Here is a 20,904-nt window from a genome sequence, read left to right as displayed (position 1 = left end):
CGCACAAAATATGGGCGCCGACACGCGGCTTGAAGATGCCAAACGTCGGGTTGATGCCGATACGCGCCGCCGTCGCCGGCAGTTGCTGTCGCCAACGTTGATTGTAATCGGTGTGTTCGGATTATTCCCACTCACAATCACGTTGATCTATTCGTTTCTCAGCCCGGGCGTATATGGCGGGGTAACGTGGGAATTTTCCACTAACGCCTATGTGCAGTTCCTGTTCGAACGTGACATCTTTGATGATACGCTCAGTTTCTCTTCCACTTATCTCAGTATCTATGGCCGTTCCATCGGACTGGCCTTCGTAGCCACTGTCGGGGCATTGCTAATCGGATTTCCGACCGCGTATTTCATCGCCAGCAAACCGCCATCACAGCGCAATTTCTGGCTGTTCCTGATCACACTGCCCTTTTGGACAAACCTGCTGATCCGCACCTATGCTGTTCTGCTGATCATCCGGGACGAGGGTATCATCAACCTCAGCCTTCAGAGCATTGGCCTGATCGACCAGCCGCTGACGATCCTCTATACCGATCTCGCGGTATTCCTCGGCCTGATCTACAGCTATCTGCCCTTCATGGTGCTGCCGCTCTATGCATCGCTGGAAAAGCTCGATTTCCGGTTGGTCGAGGCCGCTTACGACCTATACGCCACACGTTTTCAGGTGTTGCGTCATGTGATTGTTCCGATGGCCAAACCCGGCATCGTTGCGGGCTGCATCCTCGTCTTCATTCCCGGCCTTGGTGCCTACATCACCCCCGAGTTGCTGGGCGGTGGCAAGGAGTTGATGATCGGCAATCTGATCGCGCTACAGTTTGGCGGATCGCGCAACTGGCCCTTTGGGTCTGCGGCCGCCCTGATCCTGATGGTGGTGGTGATGCTGTCGCTGATCATCTACGTCCGCTACGCTGGCAAGGAGGCCAAAGGTCATGGCTGAACGCGCTCGCAAAATGAAGGATCTGCGCAAGCAACCGGGTTTCGATTTCCTCGCCTGGTTCTGCATTTTTTTCCTGTACGCACCCATCGTTGTGCTGATCGTGTTTTCGTTCAATGACAACCGATCCGTGGTACGGTGGACTGAATTCAGCCTGCGCTGGTACGCGGCAGCGTTTGATAACGAAGGCATCCGCAACGCCACCGTGGTGTCGCTTCAGGTGGCGGCGGTTTCGACGTTGTTCGCCACGACATTTGCCACGATGGCGGCTCTTGCCACCACCCGCACGCCTCCCTTCAAGGGACAGATGGCGGCATATGCGATCATCAACCAGCCATTGATGATCCCGGAAATCGTAACCGCGGTCGCCACACTGTCGTTCTTTTCGATTATCAAGCAACTGACCGGCGTGACCGGAATCGGCTATCTGATGCTGGCGCACACCGTTTTTTGCATCCCGTTCGCATATATGCCCATCCGGGCGCGGCTGGAGGATATGAACCTGACGCTGGAGCAGGCCGCCGCAGACCTTTATGCCACGCCCATTCAGGTATTCCGCAAAGTGACTCTGCCGCTCTTAGCCCCCGGTATCGTGGCGGGCGGCATGCTGGCTTTTGTCGTATCGCTGGACGACGTGATCATCACGCTGATGGTTGCAGGCCCCGGCGAAACGACGCTGCCGGTCTATATCCTCGGCCAGATCCGCCGTGGCATCACGCCCGAGATCAACGCCGTATCGACACTGCTCTTGCTGCTGTCGATCGTGCTGGTTTCCGCGTTCTTCCTACTCGGCAACAAAAAGAAATAATAACCAGACGACAATCAACAGGAGGTAAGTCAATGACACTCAAACGTTCCATACCCGCGCTGGTCGCGGCGAGCTTCATGCTCGCAACGCCGGCTCTCGCCGAAGGCGAGCTGAACATCTATAACTGGGGCAACTATACCAACCCAGAACTGATCGAGAAGTTCGAAGAAAAGTACGATGTAGAAGTCAATCTGGACGGCTACGATTCGAACGAAACGATGCTGGCCAAAGTCCGTGAGGGCAACACCGGCTATGACATCGTTGTTCCCGGCGATTCAACTGTGAAGATCATGATCGAACAGGGAATGCTGGCCGAAATCAAACCGAACGAGATGGAAAACTTTGGCAACATGGACCCGAAATGGGTTGATGTCTGGTGGGATCCGGGCCGGAGCTACTCGGTGCCATGGCAATGGGGCACGACCTCTTTCACGGTCGATACCGAGGTATTTGGCGGCGATATCAATACGCTGGCTCTGATGTTTGAACCACCAGAAGAGCTAAAAGGCCGGATCAACATGCTGAACGACATGCATGACGTGATCAACGCCGGTCTGCGCTACAAGGGCTATGATCGCTGCAACTCTAACACTGATGAGCTGCGTGATGTGACCGAACTGTTGATCAATGCCAAGCAGCACTGGCGCACTATGGATTATTCCACCATCGAGAAACTGACATCGAACGACGTCGATCTCAGCCAGAACTGGAACGGGGCCGCGATGCGTGCCCGTGCCCAGCGTCCAACGCTGCAATACGCCTATCCGGTCGAAGGCTTTACCGGCTGGATGGACAACGTTGCCGTGCTCAAGGACGCACCCAACATGGACAACGCGAAACTCTTCGTGAACTTCATCATGGCGCCTGAAAACGCCGCGCTGATTTCGAACTTTGCCCGCTATGCCAACGGCATCAAAGGCAGCGAAGAGTTCATGGACGAAGAAATGCTGAGCGCGCCTGAGATTGTCATGCCTGCGGATGCACCTACGCCCGATTTCGTCAAACCCTGCTCGCAGGAAGTGACGGACATGTACAACAAGATCTGGACCAAGCTGAAGCAGTAACGTTTCTGCTGGGGGCGGGGCCGTCAATTGCCCCGCCCCCTTTCCGACTGACGCCCTACCGATGAACCAAGGAATGCGCAAATGCCCCCCCCCGCCCTCGCACGGACGCAGCAAAACCCGCGCAGCGCGCGCGATCTGGGCATCATGCGTGGTTTCCCCCCGCCTCCGGAAAAACGCCCCACGCTGGAAAACTGGGACTTGGCCCCGTTTAACCGCTGGTCATTTCAGAACATGCGCAGCCTCTTTCCGACGGCCGATGTCTGGCGCGGAACAGCACCGGTGCGCCCGTTCCACAGCGATCTACAGGACCTGGATACCATTACGTTTACTGCCCAGGACGGCAGCACAAAATCGGTCCGCGACTGGTTGACCAGCAGCTATACTGACGGTTTTCTGATCATGCACCGAGGCCATGTGATAACTGAAAGCTACTTCAACGACATGCGTCGCCAGACCCCGCATCTCTCGCAATCCGTGGGCAAATCCATCGTCGGCGCTTTGGTAGGTGTGCTGCACGGCGAAGGCAAAGTTGATCTGGACGCCCCACTGGCCGATATCGTGCCTGAACTTGCGCAATGTGGATACGCGACGGCAACGCTGAACCAAGTGCTCGACATGCGCTCTGGTGTGCGCTTTACCGAAGACTACGGCATGGCCGGATCTGACATGACGCAGATAGACATTGCCAGCGGCTGGCGTCCGCCTGCCTATGGTGAGATCGTGCCAACGATCCGCGACGTGATACTGACTTTGCCGCAAGAACGCGACCACGGCGAGGCGTTCAAGTACCGCTCGATCGAGACTGACTTGCTGGCTTGGGTGTTGGAACGTGTCAGCGGACAATCTCTCGCCACCTTGCTGTCAGAGCGCATCTGGTCGCGGCTGGGATGCGAACGTGACGGATTCTTTACCGTCGACAGCGCAGGTACTGCGCTCGCTGATGGTGGGTTCAATGCAACGCTGCGCGACTACGCGCGCTTTGGTCTGATGATGCTGAGTGGTGGCCGTGTTGGCGATGTGCAGGTTGTCCCCGAAACATGGGTCGAAGACAGCCGCACGGGCGACCCTGACGTGTTTGGCGCACCATACACCATTGCATCGCCGAATGGCGCCTATAGCCGTCAGTGGTGGATACACGATGCCAAACGGCGCGACTTCATGGCCCGGGGTGTCTTTGGCCAACTGATCTATCTCGATCCTGAAACAGATTTCATGGCGGTAAAACTGTCCAGTTGGCCGGATTACCTGATTGAAAGCTTCACCGTCGACATGCTTGCCGCTGTCACTGCGATCCGCGACGCGCTGAGCGCGTGATGCATCGGCTGTAACAACGATTGTCCCTACGCAAGTGCGGAACGAACAAGTGCGTGACGCCCTCAAGTGGGCCCAGCCCCACTCCGGCCCATCACTCTACGGAATGTTCGTGGCAGATCTTCTTTGTTTCCGATGCTGCAAGCGCGATGTTCAGCAGCTTGCAATGGCCACCGCCCTGCCTTGGTGCAAAATAGCGGCATGTCTGACATATTCCGAACGGTCGGAACCCATTCCTGTCAGCCGCCACTTCCAAGGTTTTCGCCAAGATTGAATGTACTTCGCTAAGTTCACTATCTGGCATTTCGCTAAGTGCCAGCAACAGGCGAGACTTGGTTAAGAGGGCGGTATGCCCTGCTTCGGCCACATCATATTGGATCGACCGTCGATCGCTTTCTGATCGTATTTCAGTCACAAAACCTTTGCGCAGTAATGCCTTCAGCGTCTGGGAAGCCGTTCCACGGGTCGTTCCCAGATACTCTGCCACATGAGACGGCGAACGCGACAGCTCATTCGCCCGCGACAGATAGTCCAACGCGCTGCGCTGCGCCGGATTGAGGTCGTCCCCCCAACCGTCCGCCGCATCCAGTCGCCCTAGCCGGGTGATCAAGGCACGTATCTGGTCTGTTTTTCCCATCCCTCATTATAGCGAGTCGATATTTTTATTGCAATATTATCGACTCGCTACTATTAATCACCGCATGATTTCAACAGGAGATGGAAAAATGATGAAATATTTGATGATCGGCGCTGCCTGCTGTGCAGGAACCTTCGCACTCGCCGATGGCACCCACAGCCACGCGGGGGCAGTGATCTCGGACGAGAATACACAAACCGTTGCTGCCTTTGACATTCTCAAGGCGCATGTCCATCGCGAAGGACGGGTAATCACCTTTCACATGACGGCAAATGGCGCGGCTGGAACGGCAACACCCGAAGCAACCGGAGACTTTGCCGGCTCGTCGATCTGGGCGTATGTTTGGCCAACAACACTCGATCCAGCGACCGTCGGTTTTGAAGGTGACACCGGCATTCTCGCGCTTGCGGCCACCAACCACCCTGATTTTGACGACACGCCTCTTTATGACGAGAACATTGACGGCGACACCGGCAACGATGGTGCCCACTGGCACAGTCATTGGGTCGTTCTGGTGGAAAACCACGATTGCGGGCCAGGCACGCTGGCCGTACGTGACATCCCAGAGGGCGAAACACCAAAAATGCCCGCCACCTGGCCCGGCGTTCCCATGTTTCTGGACAGCCCCGGTTACACGCCGACATTCGATGGACCTCAGATTTCCATCAACGTCGTTCTGGCGGCGGCAGACGCAGAACAGATCGACACCGCGTCCTATGATGGCGTGACTGCCGCCCTGCGTGTCAATGCTGATCTCCACGCGCCTCTGGCTTGTGTTACCGATGTGTTTGACGTCGCATCCGGCGATCTGTCTCTGCCTGGTCGGGTCGATTGACGTCTTGAAACGCGGCCCCATAGCTGTTTCGTGAAACTCTGCTGTGCAGCTTTTCACGAAACAGCGAAGACAGTATCATGCGCTTCAAACTTTGCATCTAATTCTCGGAATTACAGCACGCCCCCCTACAGGAAGGAAATCCCCATGTCAGAGACTTGGTTACCCACGCTGGTCACGCAAACGCCGCAAGAAGGCTACGAGTTGGCGGTCAAGCTCTCTCGTGTCGCCGTTAAGATGACACAGCCGGATGGCGACGTGCGTGCAAAAATACGCGCAGATTACGAACATGACGCTAATGCTCTGATTGCAGCATCATCAGTCGTCGCCGTGCATTTCCAGACAATTGCGCAGGCCAATAACCACTGGAAGGATCGCTGACCAATGCAGCGGCGCGCCGATCATCTCTGCACAGTCTTAGCATCACTCGGGTTCTGGGCATTGACGGCGTGAATGTCAGCCAGAACTGCGGGTCCTGCATTCTGCGCGCGTCTTTTCGTATCGTGGGTGAAACACCCGATTAAGATCAGGAATATCACTATAGCTGCAATCCAATGCGATCCCCCGATCTGCCGTTCTTGCTGCCGTGGATCGCCCAAGCTTTTTCATGGTTTTGCAATCGGACACATCAACATGGCCACCATGCTTGAGGCCCGTGTAGAGCCGCGCATCGCTGGTGCTTCAGGACAAGCTGGAGAGGTTCTTCTCTATCGCAGGCCTCTCACGCGGTTCTACGAGCTTCCTTGAACGGGCGGCCTCTGCAACGGTTTCGTCAGACCAGTGTTCTCTGCTGGCTGGCATTTCGCCATCATCGTTGCAGGAACGGTTCAAACTTTGCATGGTGCATTTCTACAAAACTGGCCGGTTACGCCACTCTGGCAGGTTGAACCAGTGACCAAACGGCATATGTGCACCATTCAGTCTTCGACACTACGGGCGGAAAGAAGCCGTCCGCTGCGTGGCCCATCAACGCCCCCTCTTCTCTTGATCTCTTATATAACTTTATGCTGTTTCAGCGATATGATGCACGATAAACATAACATTTACCCGCTTAAGCCTGATCGCGTGCATGAGGTGTACGGACCAAGCGCGATGTCCTTTGCTGCGATGTATGCCGCAAAAACGCAAGGCACGGTATTTTGGGTGAAAGAACATTGGCGTGTAGAGCAATTGAATCCGCTCGGAGTGATTGATGTTCTTCATCCGGAGAACCTCATAATCGCATCCACAAAAGAACAAGTAGAGACATTGGCTGTCGCCGAAGAGGCGCTGCGCTCCGGCGCGATCTCTGTTGTTATCATGGAGCTGAGAACGCCGCTTAACCTGACGGCAGGTCGTCGTTTGCAACTGGCTGCACAGGCCGGAAAGGCAATGGGGATCGCCTTGATATCTGAGGGCATGGGCAGCAATGCTGCCGAAACACGGTGGCATTGTTACCCGGTGTTTGATCCCCAAGACTCGACTCTTCAACGATGGGAACTTATTAGGAACAAATCAGGAACACTGGGTGTCTGGAATGTTCGGTGGTCATCATCGTCGCGTCGTATCAATATGGTTTCCGAGACTGGCAAGTGATCGGGTTCTACGCGCGCGCCCTGTCAGCGGGCCCTTTGCGCTCACGATCCACCAAAAGAATACGAACCGTCTTCATTGCCTCAACGCCGCCGCCGAAAAACAAGGGTTGCATCGGGGAATGTCCTATTCCGATGCGCAGGCCTATTGCTCGGATTTAATAAGTGCACCCGTTGATCTTCATGCCTCTCAACGTTTCCTGCTCAGCCTAAGCCGCTGGGCCACACGGTATTGCCCTTGGGTTGGCCTCGAACAAGATGATGGTTTGATATTGGACATTACAGGGGCCGCGCATCTGTTCGGGGGGGAAACCGACATGTTGGCGGATATGCGCCAGCGCCTTCGTCATGCAGGCCTGTTTGCCAAAATTGGAGCCGCAGATACACGCGGCGCTGCCTGGGCGCTAGCCCATTTCAAAGAGGGCGCGGCGGCACCACAAGACACGCTAAATGCCCTCAGCAGGCTTCCAGTCGCGGCATTACGGCTGGATATTCAAACGGATCAAGCATTGCAGCGGCTTGGCCTGCGGACCGTGGGTGATTTGGCATCAGCAGCCCGCGCGCCTTTGGCACGACGATTTGGAACCGATCTGTTGATGCGGTTGGATCAGGCTTTAGGCCAGCAACCCGAACAGGTCTCTCCGCTTGAGGTGCCGCCTCATTACGGGGTGCGCCTTACGCTGCCTGACCCAATCGGCCTAGTGGATGATGTCATGGCGGGCACTGCGCGGTTGCTAGATCGGTTATGCGTCTCCCTGAAAACAAATGAGACTGGTGCCCGTGTGCTGTGCCTATCGCTACGCCGAGTGGACGGAGAATATCAACAGGTCGAACTCCGATTGGCACAGCCTTTGCGGGATGCCCGCAGAATATTACCCCTGTTTGAGCGCGGTATCGGTAAGATTGAGGCCGCTTTCGGTATTGATCAAATACGACTGGAAGCAACGCAGGTTGAACCTCTGCCTGCGCAACAGCTGAACGCGACAAGCACTAAACATCAAGACGGCTTAGACGACCTTATCACACGCCTCGGAATCCGTATCGGGCTGGAGAATATTCAGAGGTTTCTGCCAGCAGATAGTCACATCCCAGAACGCAGTTTTATTATTGCTCCGGCTGCATATTCGGATCCTGACAACGCTTGGCATCTCATCCGACCTCGCCCCCTCTGTCTTTTTCCGCCGGAAAAGGTTTCCGGTCATGGGGCCTCGCCGCCGACTCATTTTCGTTGGCGACGCATGTCACTCACGACAGGGCGCGCAACAGGGCCGGAACGGATCGCGCCGGAATGGTGGATGTCAGATGAAAACTGGCGGTCGGGTGTACGGGATTATTGGAAGGTGGATACCAAGGAAGGTCGCAGGCTTTGGCTTTTCTACACACCACAAAACCCAGGCTGGTTCGTACAGGGGGAATTCGCATGATGGCGGGCTATGCCGAACTTTGCGTGACAACGAACTTTACGTTTCTCACCGGCGCGTCACATCCCGAAGAAATCGTAACCCGCGCCGCTGAGCTGGGATTATCAGCCGTTGCGATAACAGACCGAAATTCGCTGGCTGGTGTTGTGCGGGCCTATAGTGCTCTTAAAACCCTTAAAGCCGAAGCGGAGAAGGATATCAAAGTCAGATCGCGCCACAGAACAGACAGCAGTTCACGCCAAGAGAACGGCAACCCCGAGCGCATCCTCCGTCCTGCCACTGTAACATTACCAAAGCTCATTGTGGGATGCCGGTTGGTGTTGCGAGACAGCCCTGTTGATTGGATCGTCTTGCCTCAGAATCGTGCGGCGTATCAAAGGCTGACCCGATTACTTACTCTAGGGAAACGGCGGGCTGAAAAAGGGCAATGCCATCTCGATGTCAAAGACCTGTTAGATGGGGGGCGTGGAATGATTTTTATCGCGTTGCCTCAAGGCCCGCTTCATCGCTGTCGCCGTGTGATAGCGGATGTACAACAGCGCTTTCCAGGGCATGTGTTTTTAGGAGCGGCACCGCGTTATGATGGATCAGACCAAGCCTATCTGAATGATTGCGCAGCATTGGCACAGCACTGTTGCACACCAATGGTCGCTGTGGGCGATGTGTTGATGCACCGCGGCAATCGTCGGCAATTAGCCGATGTGCTGACCTGCATGCGCGAGAATATCACAATCGACATAATCGGGACGCGCGCCCTACCAAATGCAGAACGTCGCCTCAAAGGGTACACGGATATGGCGCGCCTCTTTCGTCATCATCCGGCCGCCATCCAACGCACACAGGATATTGCGACAAGATGCAGTTTTTGCCTGAGTGAGTTGTCTTATGAATACCCTGACGAAGTTTCGGATGCAGAGCCACCACAACAACGGTTGGAGCGTTTGGCAAAGGAAGGCGTGAACCACCGCTATCCCAATGGGGCATCGCAACGTGTGCATGATCTTCTCGCCAAAGAACTCAGGCTCATCGCTGATTTAGACTTCTCCGCTTACTTCCTGACGGTTCACGACATCGTACAATACGCACGATCCCAAGACATTTTGTGCCAAGGCCGGGGATCAGCGGCAAACTCAATCATCTGCTACCTGTTAGGGATCACCGATGTCAGCCCGGATATGATTACGATGGTGTTTGAACGTTTTATCTCGAAATACCGAGGCGAGCCGCCAGATATCGATGTCGATTTTGAACACGAACGCCGCGAAGAGGTCATCCAGTGGATTTACCACAAATACGGCCGTGAACGGGCCGGGCTTTGTGCAACCGTTATTCATTTTCGATCTCGGGCGGCAATCCGTGAAGTTGGGAAGGTGATGGGACTCAGCGACGATATTACGTCAAACCTGTCTGGTCAGATTTGGGGTCAGTCTAACAAAGGTGCTGATCCTGAAAGGATTAAAGAGCTTGGCCTAAACCTGAATGACAAACGTCTTGTCCAAACGATCCATTTGATCGGAGAACTGATCGGATTTCCGCGTCATTTGTCCCAACATGTCGGCGGGTTTGTCATTACCAAGAGCAGGTTGGATGAACTTTGTCCCATTGAAAACGCGGCCATGGAAAATCGTACTGTGATCGAGTGGGATAAGGATGACATTGATGCCCTGGGTATCCTCAAGATCGACATCTTGGGTCTGGGGATGCTGAGTTGTATCCGCAAAGCGTTTGATTTGTTGCAGACCCACGAGAAACAATGCTTCACGCTTGACACAGTCCCACAAGAGAATACCGCCACCTATGATATGCTCTGTGCTGCGGATGCGGTTGGTGTGTTTCAGGTGGAAAGCCGGGCACAGATGAATTTCTTACCCCGCATGAAGCCTAAGACATTCTATGATCTCGTCATAGAAGTCGCCATCGTACGTCCCGGCCCTATTCAGGGCGGCATGGTGCAACCCTATATCAGACGACGGCAAGGTTTGGAAAAACCAGACCCCTTTGGCCCCGCCTTAGAAGAGGTTACGAAACGCACTCTGGGTGTACCCCTGTTCCAAGAGCAAGCAATGCAAATTTCTGTTGTTGGCGCGGGCTTCACCCCCGAAGAAGCTGACCATCTGCGTCGGTCTATCGCTTCGTTCCGTAGGATGGGAACGATTGGAAAATTCCGCGACAAGTTCACCGCAGGAATGTTGAAGAACGGCTATAGCCCAGAGATTGCCGAGCGATGTTTCAGTCAAATCGAAGGTTTTGCCGACTATGGTTTCCCTGAAAGCCACGCTGCTGCTTTTGCTATGTTGACCTATGTGTCGTCTTGGCTGAAATGCCACCACCCTGCAATTTTCACCTGCGCTTTACTAAATTCCCAGCCGATGGGGTTTTACGCTCCGGCACAGTTGGTGCGCGATGCCCGCGAACATCAGGTCGAGATACGGCCTATTTGTATGAACAACAGCGCATGGGATAATACTCTTGAGCGGCGCGCGGATGGTGCTTTGGCATTACGCCTTGGATTTCGGCAGATCAAAGGTTTCAAAGAAGAGGATGCGAACTGGATCGTAGCAGCGCGCGGCAATGGGTATAGTGATCCTGAAAGCCTATGGTTGCGCGCAGGCATAAAACCGACTGTGATGGAACGCTTGGCCGAGGCTGATGCCTTTACCGACGCCAGCCTGACCCGCCGCGAAGCGCTTTGGCAGGTCAAAGCCATTCGCAATCAAATGCCGCTACCGCTGTTTAATGATCCGATTGATGGAGAACATATCACCGAACCGAAAGTGACACTCCCGACCATGCAATTAGGTGAAGAAATTGTCGAAGACTATGTCGCAACACGTCTGTCTTTACGCGCCCACCCAATGGAGCTTTTACGCCCCGCAGTTCCGGGGATCACCCCACATGATAAACTTGTAACCGCCCCGCTCGGACACGTCAGCGTCTGCGGTCTTGTCATAACCCGCCAACGCCCCGGCACAGCTTCGGGGGTCATTTTCCTCACCCTCGAAGATGAAACTGGCGTGTCCAATATTGTTGTTTGGAGAACGGTCTACAAACAGTTTCGCCGCATTGTCATGGGCGGACGGCTTTTGAAGGTGAGTGGATATTTGCAGCGCGAAGACCGTGTAGTACATCTGATCGCGCAACAGATCGAAGATATGTCGCACAAATTGTCCGACCTCGGGCACCCAAGGGACGACGTTCTCGGAGAAACACTTCCACAAGCAGACGACACACCACGCCCGCGAAAATCTCCTCCTCGGGCGACACATCCTCGCGAACAAGCCAAAAGGCTATTTCCAAGCCGCGATTTCCATTGATGTTGCATGGCGGACATTTGTTAGACACCCTTCCAGCGAATGTCCCGTGCAAACAACGGGCCAAATCTATTCCGCGAAATCCGAAGGGGTTCGTGGCTGATCTCTATACCGCGTTCGTGCAACAGATCATTCACTTTGCGAAGCGTACGCGGAAACCGCACAAAGAGCACAACAACCGCAAACGGGATGACTGCAACCAGCGTCTTGAAATCGTTGAACAGATTGTGCTTTGTTACCCTCAAACGCTCCGCGACCGCCTGCCCGTCTCAAGCAGATTTTCTCTAACACTGCCCCGACGACACATGTCATGGCGAACCGGATTTCAATGCCGCAGTTTGACGGCATGATGCGACGCCCACCCCACCTCAACCGCAGTTTACTGCTGCAGGTCCATCTGCAATTGAACCGCGATCGCGCTGATAATGCGGATGAATTCACGTCCTTGCGCGGTTAATCGCGGTTCTTGGTCCGCAATGGCCAGATAAAAGGGCATGGCAGGCAGGAAGGGACGGGTCACAAGCCCCCTCATATCGGCGTCCATAACCGTAAACCCATCCAACAGGCTGATCCCGATACCGTTTATCACGAGATCGCGCAGAAACGCACCTTGGTTGGCTTCGATAACGATCTCGGGTTCAGGATCGATGGTTTTGAGAACGCTCCAGAGACGGTCAGCAAAATCAAGAGAGTTATGATAAATCAACAGCTTGTGCCCGTAAAGATCGGCGGCAGTGACGACGGCTTTTGCACATAAAGGATGGCCTTTGGGCAGAACGCACAATGTCGGTGCCTCGGCCACGATCCGAAAACCAGCGGGTACGCTTTGCGTAGTGGAATACAACAGCCCGATCTCCACCCGCCCTGCGTCCAGCTCGGAAAGGATCAATTCTCGTCTCCACAGTTCGATTTCCAAGGTGGTGTCTGGATAGGTTTTGCGAAATTCGATGATGGCACGCGGTAATAGTGCGGCGGCGATTGCAGGAGTCACAGCAATGCGTAACCCTTGCATGCGCCCGTGCCTGATTTCCATGATCCGGTGGTCTATTTCCTCCAGCTCTCGTTCGACCCGCATGGCGGATTCCAGCAATAACTGCGCTTTTGCTGTCGGTTGTATGCTGCGACCCTGCGGTTTGAACAGGCAGAACCCCACCAATTCTTCTAGACGTTTCAATGCCTTGCTAACGCTGGGTTGTGACGTATTTAATTGTTCCGCCGCGCGGGTCACCGACCCGCGATGCATCACCGCGACAAAGATGCGCAAAAGGCGCGGGTCAATGTTCATCACACTCTCCTGACGTGTCATTCCAATTGTGAATGAGTTTAACCACTTAGGAAAGTGTTAGAATTAGTCCCTACTCAGGACGCAGCTTAAGCTAGCCACAAGCGAGAACCGAAACCGCTCTCTTGCCCCGCTCCTAAAACGCTGTGCGCCTCTGCATAACCGTTCAGGTGCTGGACACAGTGGGGCCCATAAGGAAAGATAAAGCATATGCGACTAAAAAATCTTGCAACTGCCACGGCGGTCACGTTGACCACAATGGCGGGGATGGTATCCGCTGAAACCGCCACTATTGGCGTAGCGATCGCGCCCTCCACATTGGACCCACAGCTTAGCCTGCTAACCTCAGATGTGGGAATTTATCGCCACATCTATGGCTCGTTGGTCAAGGTGGACAGTAACAACCAAGTGGTGCTGGATCTGGCCACTGCCTATCGCCCCATCGACGATCTGACATGGGAATTCAAGCTGCGCGAGGACGTCACATTCCATGATGGCAGCGATTTTGACGCCAATGACGTCGTCTTCACGCTGGAGCGACTGGGAACCGTGCCAGGGCATGATGGTCTGGCCGCGCAATACGTTGCGCCAATCATAGACATCGAAATCGTCGATCCACACACAATTCTTATGAAAACCAACGTCGTGACGCCCGACGTTGCCAAACGGATGGCCCAGATTTCCATCATTTCCAACCAATTGGACAAGGATGTCACCTCGGCACAGTTCAACTCAGGCGATGCCGCCATCGGTACCGGGCCATTCAAATACGTCGATTGGCAGCGTGGAGATCGGCTAGTTCTGGATCGTAACGACGCCTATTGGGACACCAAGTCGGCCTTTGAGCGTGTTGTTCTGCGCACGATGACTAACCCCGCCACGCGCGTTGCCGCACTAGAGGCTGGCGATCTCGACATGGTTGACAACATCCCGCCACTGGATGCACAGCGCTTGATGGATCGCGACAACGTCACCGTCACCGTGGCCAACTCGGGGCGCGCGCATTTTCTGCAGTTCGACAGCACCTCGGAGGTGCCGCCTCTAACATTTGGGGCGGATGGTGCGCCTCTGACGGAGAACCCCTATGCTGACATCCGCGTGCGCGAGGCCCTCAGCCTTGCGATTAGCCGCGATCTGATCGTGGACCGCATCATGGACGGGTTCGCCGCTTCGATCAGTCAGGGCGTACCCGAGGGATTGACTGGATTTGCGCCGGACATTCCATTGCCCGGCTATGACGTCGAGCGTGCCAAGGCTCTTCTTGCCGAGGCAGGATATCCCGACGGCTTTTCCCTGACGCTGGGGTGCCCGAATGATCGCTATGTCAACGACGCGGCACTGTGTCAGGCCATCGGTCAGATGTGGAGCAGGATCGGCATGGATGTCACCGTCGATACTTCGCCCAAAGCGGTCTATTTCAAGAAGATGTTGGCCGGTGATTTTCCTGCACATTATCTGGCATGGGGGAACACGGCGGGCGACTCAATCTCGTTCCTGAAGTCGGTTGTCGGCACGCCGAACAAGGAACACGGGCGCGGCAGCAACAACCGCTCGTTCTCTAACGCGGATTTGGACGTGCTGATCGATAAGGCAGCATCAACCGTCGATGAGGCCGAACGCATCAAGTTGCTGCAGGAGGTGATGACGATCGCCGTCGCAGAACACGCGTTCCTGCCGATGCATGTTAACAACGTGATAGCGGCTACCCGTAAGGGGCTGACCTATACCCCCCAGATGGACGAGAACACCAACGCGCTAAGCCTGCGCAAAGAGTAAACAACGATACGGCCCGGCGCTTCAGACATGACGCCGGGCCGTTCTGCGCCCTAGTAAGAGACAGCATCCATGACCCTATTTCTATTTCGCCGACTATTACAGGGCCTGCTTATGGTGCTGGTTGCCTCGATGCTGGTTTTCGTCGGCGTCTATGCCATCGGCGATCCGATGTCGCTGCTGGTCCCGCCCGACGCCACCACCGAAACGCGCGAAGCCGCGCGGCAGGCGCTAGGGCTGGATCGTCCACTTTATATTCAATATTTCGCTTTTCTCACCAACGCTGTGCAGGGAGATCTGGGCATTTCGTTTGTCTTCCGCGAAAGCGCGTTGAAGGTCATTCTGGAACGTCTGCCCGCCACGTTGGAACTGGCTTCGGCATCGATGTTGTTGGCCATTGTGATCGGTATTCCCTTTGGCGTGATCGCCGGGATGAAGCCCGGCGGGCTAGCAGATCGGGCCTTGCTGATTGGCTCAGTTTTGGGGCTCAGCCTGCCGACTTTCTGGATCGGTATCCTGTTGATCCTGTTCTTTGCCGTCAATCTGGGCGTACTGCCCGCGTCAGGGCGCGGCGATACCGTTGAGGTGTTCGGCGTCGGCCTGTCATTCCTGACGCTGGACGGGCTGCGCCATCTGGTCCTGCCTGCGCTCAGCCTGTCCCTCTTGCCTATGGCAATTCTCGGACGACTGACGCGGTCCGGAGTGATCGAGGCGATGAGTCTGGATTTCGCACGCTTTGCTCGCGCGCAGGGCAACACCCGTAGCGGGATCGTGACGCGCTATGTGCTGCGTTATATCTCTATGCCTCTGGTGACGGTGGTGGGAATTTACTTCGGCACACTGATCGCCTTTGCAGTTGTAACGGAGTCGGTATTTTCATGGCCCGGCATGGGTAAGCTGATCATCGAATCCATCAACCAGCTGGATCGCCCGATGGTCGTGGCCTACATGATGCTGTCCACCGTGCTGTTTATGTTCATTAACCTTGCGGTCGATATCATCTATTCGCTGCTTGACCCGCGCGTGAGGTTGAAATGATGGCGCCTGCCACTCAGCCCAGCGGTCTGCGCCGTTTCCTGATCCTGTTCGCCGCCAGCCCGCTGGCGCTGACCGGTCTGGGATTGTTCCTGCTGACTGCCGGTATCGCGCTGATCGGGCCGTGGCTGACACCGCAGAACCCTTATGATCTGGCATCCATCAACCTGCTGGACAACCGCCTGCCGCCGGGGTCCGAGGGGATTGACGGCTACACCTATTGGCTGGGCACCGATGGGCAGGGCCGTGACATGACCAGCGCGATTATCTACGGACTGCGCACCAGTATTTGCATCGGCGTCACCGCCAGCACCATCGCACTTGTCCTTGGCACCGCCTTGGGGCTGATCGCCGGGTATGCTCGAGGTTGGGTCGATGCGGTAATCATGCGCATTGTTGATTTGCAACTGTCCGTACCGTCGATCTTGATCGCCATCATCCTGCTGGCCGTTCTGGGGCGCGGCGTGGGCAATATCATTCTGGCTCTAGTGACGGTGCAGTGGGTCTATTTCGCGCGTACGGTCCGGTCCTCCTGCCTGATCGAGCGGGAGAAGGAATATGTGCAGGCAGGTCGCCTGATGGGATTTTCACACACACGCATCCTGCTAAACCACATCCTGCCCAACTGCCTGTCGCCCGTCACAGTGATTGTCACGGTCGAGTTTGCGCATGCCATCGCGCTGGAGGCGACGCTGTCCTTCCTCGGTGTTGGCCTGCCAGTGACAGAACCATCGCTGGGCTATCTGATTTCCGCGGGGTTCAACTATTTGCTGAACGGTGAATACTGGATCTCGATCTTTCCTGGGCTGGCCCTGTTGGTGACGGTCCTCAGCCTTAATCTGATCGCGGACCATTTGCGTGATATCACCGATCCGAGGTTGCAGCGATGAGCTTCGCGAACCCGCAAACCAGAGCAGAGCCGATTGTTTCGATCGAGAATCTCAAGATCGAATACGCGCTGACGAGTGGCAGTTTCACAGCCGTCGACGATGTGACGCTGGACGTGAACCCGGGCGAGATTCTGGGCCTTGTCGGCGAATCCGGGGCGGGTAAATCAACCGTCGGCAACGCAGTTGCGCGGCTAATTGACTTTCCCGGTGCTGTCACCGGCGGGCGCATCCTACTGCGCAATTCCGGCGATCTGGCCGCGCTGAGCCAGGCACAGATGTGCAGCGTGCGCGGCAAACATATCGGCATGATTTTTCAGGACTCGCTGAGTGCGTTGTTTCCGGTCAAGACAGTGGGATGGCAATTGATGCGTGCCATTCAACTGAGCAAAGGGTTGAAGGGCAGCGCTGCGCGCACGCGTGCATTGCAGTTGCTAGAGGAGGTCGGCATCTCCCAACCCGAGGACCGGATGCGTCAGTATCCCCACCAGTTTTCCGGTGGAATGCGCCAACGTATCGTCATCGCCATTGCCCTGGCTGGCGATCCGCAACTGTTGATCGCGGACGAGCCGACAACGGCACTGGACGTGTCGATCCAGTCGGAAATTCTGGGCCTGCTGAAACGGCTGGCAATCGAGCATGGCGCAGGCGTGATCCTAATCACCCATGACATGGCGGTGATCGAGGAAATCACCGACCGCGTCGCCGTCATGCGCCATGGCAGGCTGATTGAGCACGGGGCGACGCGCGACGTGTTGGCCCGCCCCGAACAGACCTATACCAAAGCGTTGATCAGCGCAGTGCCGCGGATCGACAAGCGGATGGACCGGTTCGTGATGCTGGACGACACAGCACTGGTCCCGACCGCCCTCCCCGTGCAGCCAGCGGAACGCATCACAGCCGATGGCCCCGTGATTGACGCGCAGAATGTCACGATCACCTTTATGATTAAGAATGCCATTCTGGCGCATAACCGCAGCTATATGAAGGCGGCGGATGATGTCTCGCTAACAGTCAATGCAGGCAGCTCTATCGGCATCGTCGGCGAAAGCGGCAGTGGGAAATCCACGTTGGCGCGCGCGATCTGCGGATTGCAGCCTATCGATTCCGGCACAATTAAATTGATGGGCCATGAGGTCACGGAATTGGCCAGCAACCCGGCACTGAAGCGCACGCGGGTCAAGGCACAGATGATCTTTCAGGATCCGTTCGCCTCGCTGGATCCGCGTCAACGCATTAGCGCCGCATTGATCGAGCCTCTGTTGGTCAACCGCATGGCCAGCCGCGACGAGGCTCGCGAAATCGCCCGCGACACCCTCATTCGTGTCGGCATGAAGGAAGAGGACGCAGGCAAACTGCCTCACCAGTTTTCAGGCGGCCAGCGTCAGCGGATCTGTATCGCGCGCGCGCTGGTCATGCAGCCCGCCGTGCTGATCTGTGACGAGCCGACCTCGGCCCTGGATGTTTCGGTGCAGGCCACCATCATGAATCTGCTCAAGGATCTCAGGGACGAGCGTAACCTCACCCTGATGTTCATCAGCCACGATCTGGCCGTGATCCGTCAAGTCAGTGATCGTGTTTTCGTGATGCAGAACGGGCGCGTCTGTGAAGAAGCCGACACCGACGCGCTGTTTGATGACCCTCAACATGACTACACCCGCCACCTACTGAAAATGATGCCTAAATTCACGTCTGGCGCGCGTTTGCAAGCACGCTAAGCAGATCAGAGAAGGAAATAATATGCCCAGACCCGTTCGCCGCATGCCTCGCTCGAACGCGATGATTGTCGCCCCCCAGCCCGAAGCGGTCCACGCAGGTGCGGCAGTGCTGGCCAATGGCGGCAACGCCATGGACGCGGTCCTGACCTGCGCCTTCGTGCAGGGCGTCGTCGACCCACTGATGTGCGGCATCGGCGGCTTTGGCCTGATGAACGTCTACGACCCCGCGACCGGCCGCCAGACGATCTGGAGCGGTCTGGGTGGTTGTCCCAAGGCCGCGACCGACACCATGTGGGAAGATCTGTATATCGGCGAAACCTCGGACGGGTTTGGCCATATCACCAAGGGTTTCGTGAACGAGACCGGCGCGACCGCCGTCACGCCACCGCCCATTCTGGATCTATTTCGCAAGGCGCATGCAACTTATGGCAGCCGGGATTGGGCCGATCTGATCGCCCCCGCCATCGCCGCCGCAAGGGATGGCTGGCTCGTGCGCCCTCATAACAATACGGTTTTCACCCAGAACGAGCGAAAATACGGCCGCATGAATTACAGCGAGAAACTGTTGCTGACAGAAGACGGCCGCCGCATTTACATGGACGAGGACGGGGCACCCAAGAAGATGGGGGCGACAATCACGAACCCCGATCTGGCGCAAACCCTCGATCTGATCGCCCGCGAAGGCGTGGATGTGTTTTTCAACGGACCGCTTGGCGATCATCTGGTGGCCGAGCTGGCCAAGAACGGCGGCATCCTGACCAAGGAGGATCTGACTGACTGCCACGCCGACGAGATGGAGCCACTGAATATCCAGTATCGCGGACGGCGCGTGTCGACTGTTCCTGCCCCGGGGGGTGGCGTGTATCTCGCGCTGGCGTTGAAACTGCTTGAGCAGTTCGATCTAAGTGAAATGGAATACAACTCACCCGAGTACCTTCGGCTGATGGCAGAAGTGATGAAGACCGCCGTGCGCGACCGCGATAACTTGGTCGGAGATCCGCGGTTTCTGGATGTGCCAACGGACAAGCTGTTGTCGGACGCACATCTGGCAGATTGCGCGGCATTTATCCGCAGTGGTCAAAAGGTCAAGTCAGGCCGCTCTGGCCATCTGGAATCCAAGCACACGACCCATGTGTCCTGCGTGGATGCAAACGGCATGGTCGTGTCGATGACCCATACACTGGGCAATCCGTCGGGTTTCATCGCGGCAAACACAGGCTTTATGATGAACGGCGCTATGAGCACCTTCGACCCGCGACCCGGTCATGTGCAGTCCATCGTTCCCGGAAAACGGCGCACATCGTCTATGTGCCCGTCGATCATCTTCGAGGGCGACACGCCTGTGATGACGCTCGGCGCACCGGGTGCATCTTGGATTGGGCCTGCTGTATTTCAGGTGGTCGTGAACGCGCTGGATTGGGGCATGGGCATCCAAGAGGCTGTGATGGCACCGCGCATGGTGGCGACTTCTAACGTTATCGACATCTCAAACCGCATTTCGCCCATGACGGAGGCGGCACTGGTTGATTTGGGATACGAGGTGCGCCGCTCGCCCCTGTCCTATGCTTTCGCCGGGGTGCACGGGCTGACCATGTGGCCCGACGTAGTTGAGGGTGGGGCGGACCCACAACGCGACGGACTGGCCGTCGGGGTACCTTAAAGCGATTGGCAGGCGGTGTCAGACGAATTCGAACCAGTCTCAGCTTCCCACCAAATGCCGGAGCCTGGGCTGAACAAAGCTGCCGCTACTCAAAACGAGAGGCGCGGCACGATTCAATTTGAGATTGTCACGTGAATAAAGACGGCGTTCCTAGGTAAAATGGCTGTGCATGGAAGAATGGACGGCGCGAATTTCTGCAAACATCGTAGTCGCATTCGATCGGGACGGACGTTTCTAACCTGATCTTCGTGTCATTGACACTGGTCACATGCATCTGCCGCTGCGTCGTCGGCGTTGCGTCGCGATGCGCAAGGCGGTGCTGCGCTCGGCGGCGAGCATACCGGGATGCAGCTTTGGATCCTGCAGGCGTCAGCGTTCAAGCTGGCTCGCGCGCGAGTAGTCTTGCACAGTCACACCGTCAGCCGGCAGGGTCGACAGCAGCACGCCGCCCGGGCGTTCGCCGCCAAGGTCATGGCCACTGCGCCACGGAACGCCACCAGATCAAACATGGCATCGTCGGAAGGACCTCATGGCAAAGCACCAGACGCGTGACAGCCATATCAACAAAGAAAAAAGCCGCCAAAGGCGACCCGATCACACTGTAAAAATGCTGGTCTGGCGGAGGGGACGAGACCGGGGGCGAAGGTTCTCCACCAT

The 20,904-nt window shown here is 56.2% G+C and carries 16 protein-coding genes; 14 read left to right on the top strand and 2 right to left on the bottom strand.

Annotation, left to right across the window (positions count from 1 at the left end):
- The first annotated feature begins 10 nt into the window (after positions 1-10).
- From N7U68_RS19290 to N7U68_RS19275, 4 genes are all read left to right on the top strand, one after another.
- Positions 11-940 carry an ABC transporter permease gene (locus tag N7U68_RS19290; RefSeq protein WP_165197650.1) on the top strand — a complete coding sequence of 310 codons (930 nt, stop codon included), beginning with the start codon at positions 11-13 and terminating at the stop codon, positions 938-940.
- The gene (locus tag N7U68_RS19285; protein ID WP_373322943.1) at positions 933-1,745 is read left to right on the top strand and encodes an ABC transporter permease; all 813 of its coding nucleotides are present in this window, start codon (positions 933-935) and stop codon (positions 1,743-1,745) included. Before N7U68_RS19290 ends, N7U68_RS19285 begins: the two co-directional genes overlap by 8 nt.
- Positions 1,746-1,777: 32 nt before the next feature.
- Positions 1,778-2,809: an extracellular solute-binding protein gene (locus N7U68_RS19280; protein ID WP_165192867.1), complete on the top strand. Its 1,032-nt coding sequence runs from the start codon at positions 1,778-1,780 to the stop codon at positions 2,807-2,809.
- Between the two features lie 81 nt (positions 2,810-2,890).
- The gene (locus N7U68_RS19275; protein WP_263047870.1) at positions 2,891-4,123 is read left to right on the top strand and encodes a serine hydrolase domain-containing protein; all 1,233 of its coding nucleotides are present in this window, start codon (positions 2,891-2,893) and stop codon (positions 4,121-4,123) included.
- A gap of 91 nt (positions 4,124-4,214) precedes the next feature.
- Here N7U68_RS19275 and N7U68_RS19270 read toward each other — a convergent pair whose 3' ends face one another.
- The gene (locus tag N7U68_RS19270) at positions 4,215-4,757 is read right to left on the bottom strand and encodes a MarR family winged helix-turn-helix transcriptional regulator (RefSeq protein WP_263047869.1); all 543 of its coding nucleotides are present in this window, start codon (positions 4,755-4,757) and stop codon (positions 4,215-4,217) included.
- Positions 4,758-4,845: 88 nt separating this feature from the next.
- Here N7U68_RS19270 and N7U68_RS19265 point away from each other — a divergent pair, with 88 nt between their 5' ends.
- The 5 genes from N7U68_RS19265 (at position 4,846) to N7U68_RS19245 (ending at position 11,895) form a co-directional block, all read left to right on the top strand.
- The gene (locus N7U68_RS19265; RefSeq protein ID WP_165192870.1) at positions 4,846-5,592 is read left to right on the top strand and encodes a hypothetical protein; all 747 of its coding nucleotides are present in this window, start codon (positions 4,846-4,848) and stop codon (positions 5,590-5,592) included.
- A gap of 144 nt (positions 5,593-5,736) precedes the next feature.
- Entirely contained in the window at positions 5,737-5,970 is a 234-nt protein-coding gene (locus N7U68_RS19260) for a hexameric tyrosine-coordinated heme protein (RefSeq protein WP_263047868.1), read from the top strand.
- 399 nt (positions 5,971-6,369) lie between these two features.
- Positions 6,370-7,164, top strand: a complete 795-nt coding sequence (locus N7U68_RS19255) for an ImuA family protein (RefSeq protein ID WP_308446154.1) — start codon at positions 6,370-6,372, stop codon at positions 7,162-7,164.
- Complete coding sequence (locus N7U68_RS19250; RefSeq protein WP_263049192.1) at positions 7,106-8,584, top strand: Y-family DNA polymerase; 1,479 nt, start codon at positions 7,106-7,108, stop codon at positions 8,582-8,584. The genes N7U68_RS19255 and N7U68_RS19250 overlap by 59 nt, the downstream gene beginning before the upstream one ends.
- A complete protein-coding gene (locus tag N7U68_RS19245; protein ID WP_263049191.1) occupies positions 8,584-11,895 on the top strand; it encodes an error-prone DNA polymerase in 3,312 nt (1,103 codons plus the stop codon). The genes N7U68_RS19250 and N7U68_RS19245 overlap by 1 nt, the downstream gene beginning before the upstream one ends.
- 376 nt (positions 11,896-12,271) lie before the next feature.
- Here the strand turns inward: N7U68_RS19245 and N7U68_RS19240 are convergent, their stop codons facing one another.
- Positions 12,272-13,177 (bottom strand): LysR family transcriptional regulator, encoded by a 906-nt coding sequence (locus N7U68_RS19240; protein ID WP_219436604.1) that lies wholly within the window; start codon positions 13,175-13,177, stop codon positions 12,272-12,274.
- A gap of 207 nt (positions 13,178-13,384) precedes the next feature.
- Between N7U68_RS19240 and N7U68_RS19235 the strand changes: the two genes are divergently transcribed.
- The 5 genes from N7U68_RS19235 (at position 13,385) to N7U68_RS19215 (ending at position 20,247) form a co-directional block, all read left to right on the top strand.
- Positions 13,385-14,950, top strand: a complete 1,566-nt coding sequence (locus tag N7U68_RS19235) for an ABC transporter substrate-binding protein (RefSeq protein WP_165192875.1) — start codon at positions 13,385-13,387, stop codon at positions 14,948-14,950.
- Between the two features lie 69 nt (positions 14,951-15,019).
- Positions 15,020-15,985: an ABC transporter permease gene (locus N7U68_RS19230; protein ID WP_165192877.1), complete on the top strand. Its 966-nt coding sequence runs from the start codon at positions 15,020-15,022 to the stop codon at positions 15,983-15,985.
- On the top strand, positions 15,982-16,872 hold the full coding sequence (locus N7U68_RS19225; RefSeq protein WP_165192879.1) for an ABC transporter permease: 891 nt from the start codon (positions 15,982-15,984) through the stop codon (positions 16,870-16,872). The genes N7U68_RS19230 and N7U68_RS19225 overlap by 4 nt, the downstream gene beginning before the upstream one ends.
- A complete protein-coding gene (locus tag N7U68_RS19220) occupies positions 16,869-18,587 on the top strand; it encodes a dipeptide ABC transporter ATP-binding protein (protein WP_263047867.1) in 1,719 nt (572 codons plus the stop codon). Before N7U68_RS19225 ends, N7U68_RS19220 begins: the two co-directional genes overlap by 4 nt.
- Positions 18,588-18,609: 22 nt before the next feature.
- On the top strand, positions 18,610-20,247 hold the full coding sequence (locus tag N7U68_RS19215; protein ID WP_263047866.1) for a gamma-glutamyltransferase family protein: 1,638 nt from the start codon (positions 18,610-18,612) through the stop codon (positions 20,245-20,247).
- The last annotated feature ends 657 nt before the right edge of the window (positions 20,248-20,904 follow it).

Source organism: Roseovarius pelagicus (assembly GCF_025639885.1).
Classification (GTDB): Bacteria; Pseudomonadota; Alphaproteobacteria; order Rhodobacterales; family Rhodobacteraceae; genus Roseovarius; species Roseovarius pelagicus.
This window is presented reverse-complemented; position numbering and strand designations above follow the sequence as displayed.

Bases quoted from the DNA above. Each gene is read 5' to 3' on its own strand.
- N7U68_RS19290 (WP_165197650.1), top strand. From the start codon at position 11: ATGGGCGCCGACACGCGGCTTGAAGATGCCAAACGTCGGGTTGATGCC.
- N7U68_RS19285 (WP_373322943.1), top strand. From the start codon at position 933: ATGGCTGAACGCGCTCGCAAAATGAAGGATCTGCGCAAGCAACCGGGT.
- N7U68_RS19280 (WP_165192867.1), top strand. From the start codon at position 1,778: ATGACACTCAAACGTTCCATACCCGCGCTGGTCGCGGCGAGCTTCATG.
- N7U68_RS19275 (WP_263047870.1), top strand. From the start codon at position 2,891: ATGCCCCCCCCCGCCCTCGCACGGACGCAGCAAAACCCGCGCAGCGCG.
- N7U68_RS19270 (WP_263047869.1), bottom strand. From the start codon at position 4,757: ATGGGAAAAACAGACCAGATACGTGCCTTGATCACCCGGCTAGGGCGA.
- N7U68_RS19265 (WP_165192870.1), top strand. From the start codon at position 4,846: ATGATGAAATATTTGATGATCGGCGCTGCCTGCTGTGCAGGAACCTTC.
- N7U68_RS19260 (WP_263047868.1), top strand. From the start codon at position 5,737: ATGTCAGAGACTTGGTTACCCACGCTGGTCACGCAAACGCCGCAAGAA.
- N7U68_RS19250 (WP_263049192.1), top strand. From the start codon at position 7,106: ATGTTCGGTGGTCATCATCGTCGCGTCGTATCAATATGGTTTCCGAGA.
- N7U68_RS19245 (WP_263049191.1), top strand. From the start codon at position 8,584: ATGGCGGGCTATGCCGAACTTTGCGTGACAACGAACTTTACGTTTCTC.
- N7U68_RS19240 (WP_219436604.1), bottom strand. From the start codon at position 13,177: ATGAACATTGACCCGCGCCTTTTGCGCATCTTTGTCGCGGTGATGCAT.
- N7U68_RS19235 (WP_165192875.1), top strand. From the start codon at position 13,385: ATGCGACTAAAAAATCTTGCAACTGCCACGGCGGTCACGTTGACCACA.
- N7U68_RS19230 (WP_165192877.1), top strand. From the start codon at position 15,020: ATGACCCTATTTCTATTTCGCCGACTATTACAGGGCCTGCTTATGGTG.
- N7U68_RS19225 (WP_165192879.1), top strand. From the start codon at position 15,982: ATGATGGCGCCTGCCACTCAGCCCAGCGGTCTGCGCCGTTTCCTGATC.
- N7U68_RS19220 (WP_263047867.1), top strand. From the start codon at position 16,869: ATGAGCTTCGCGAACCCGCAAACCAGAGCAGAGCCGATTGTTTCGATC.
- N7U68_RS19215 (WP_263047866.1), top strand. From the start codon at position 18,610: ATGCCCAGACCCGTTCGCCGCATGCCTCGCTCGAACGCGATGATTGTC.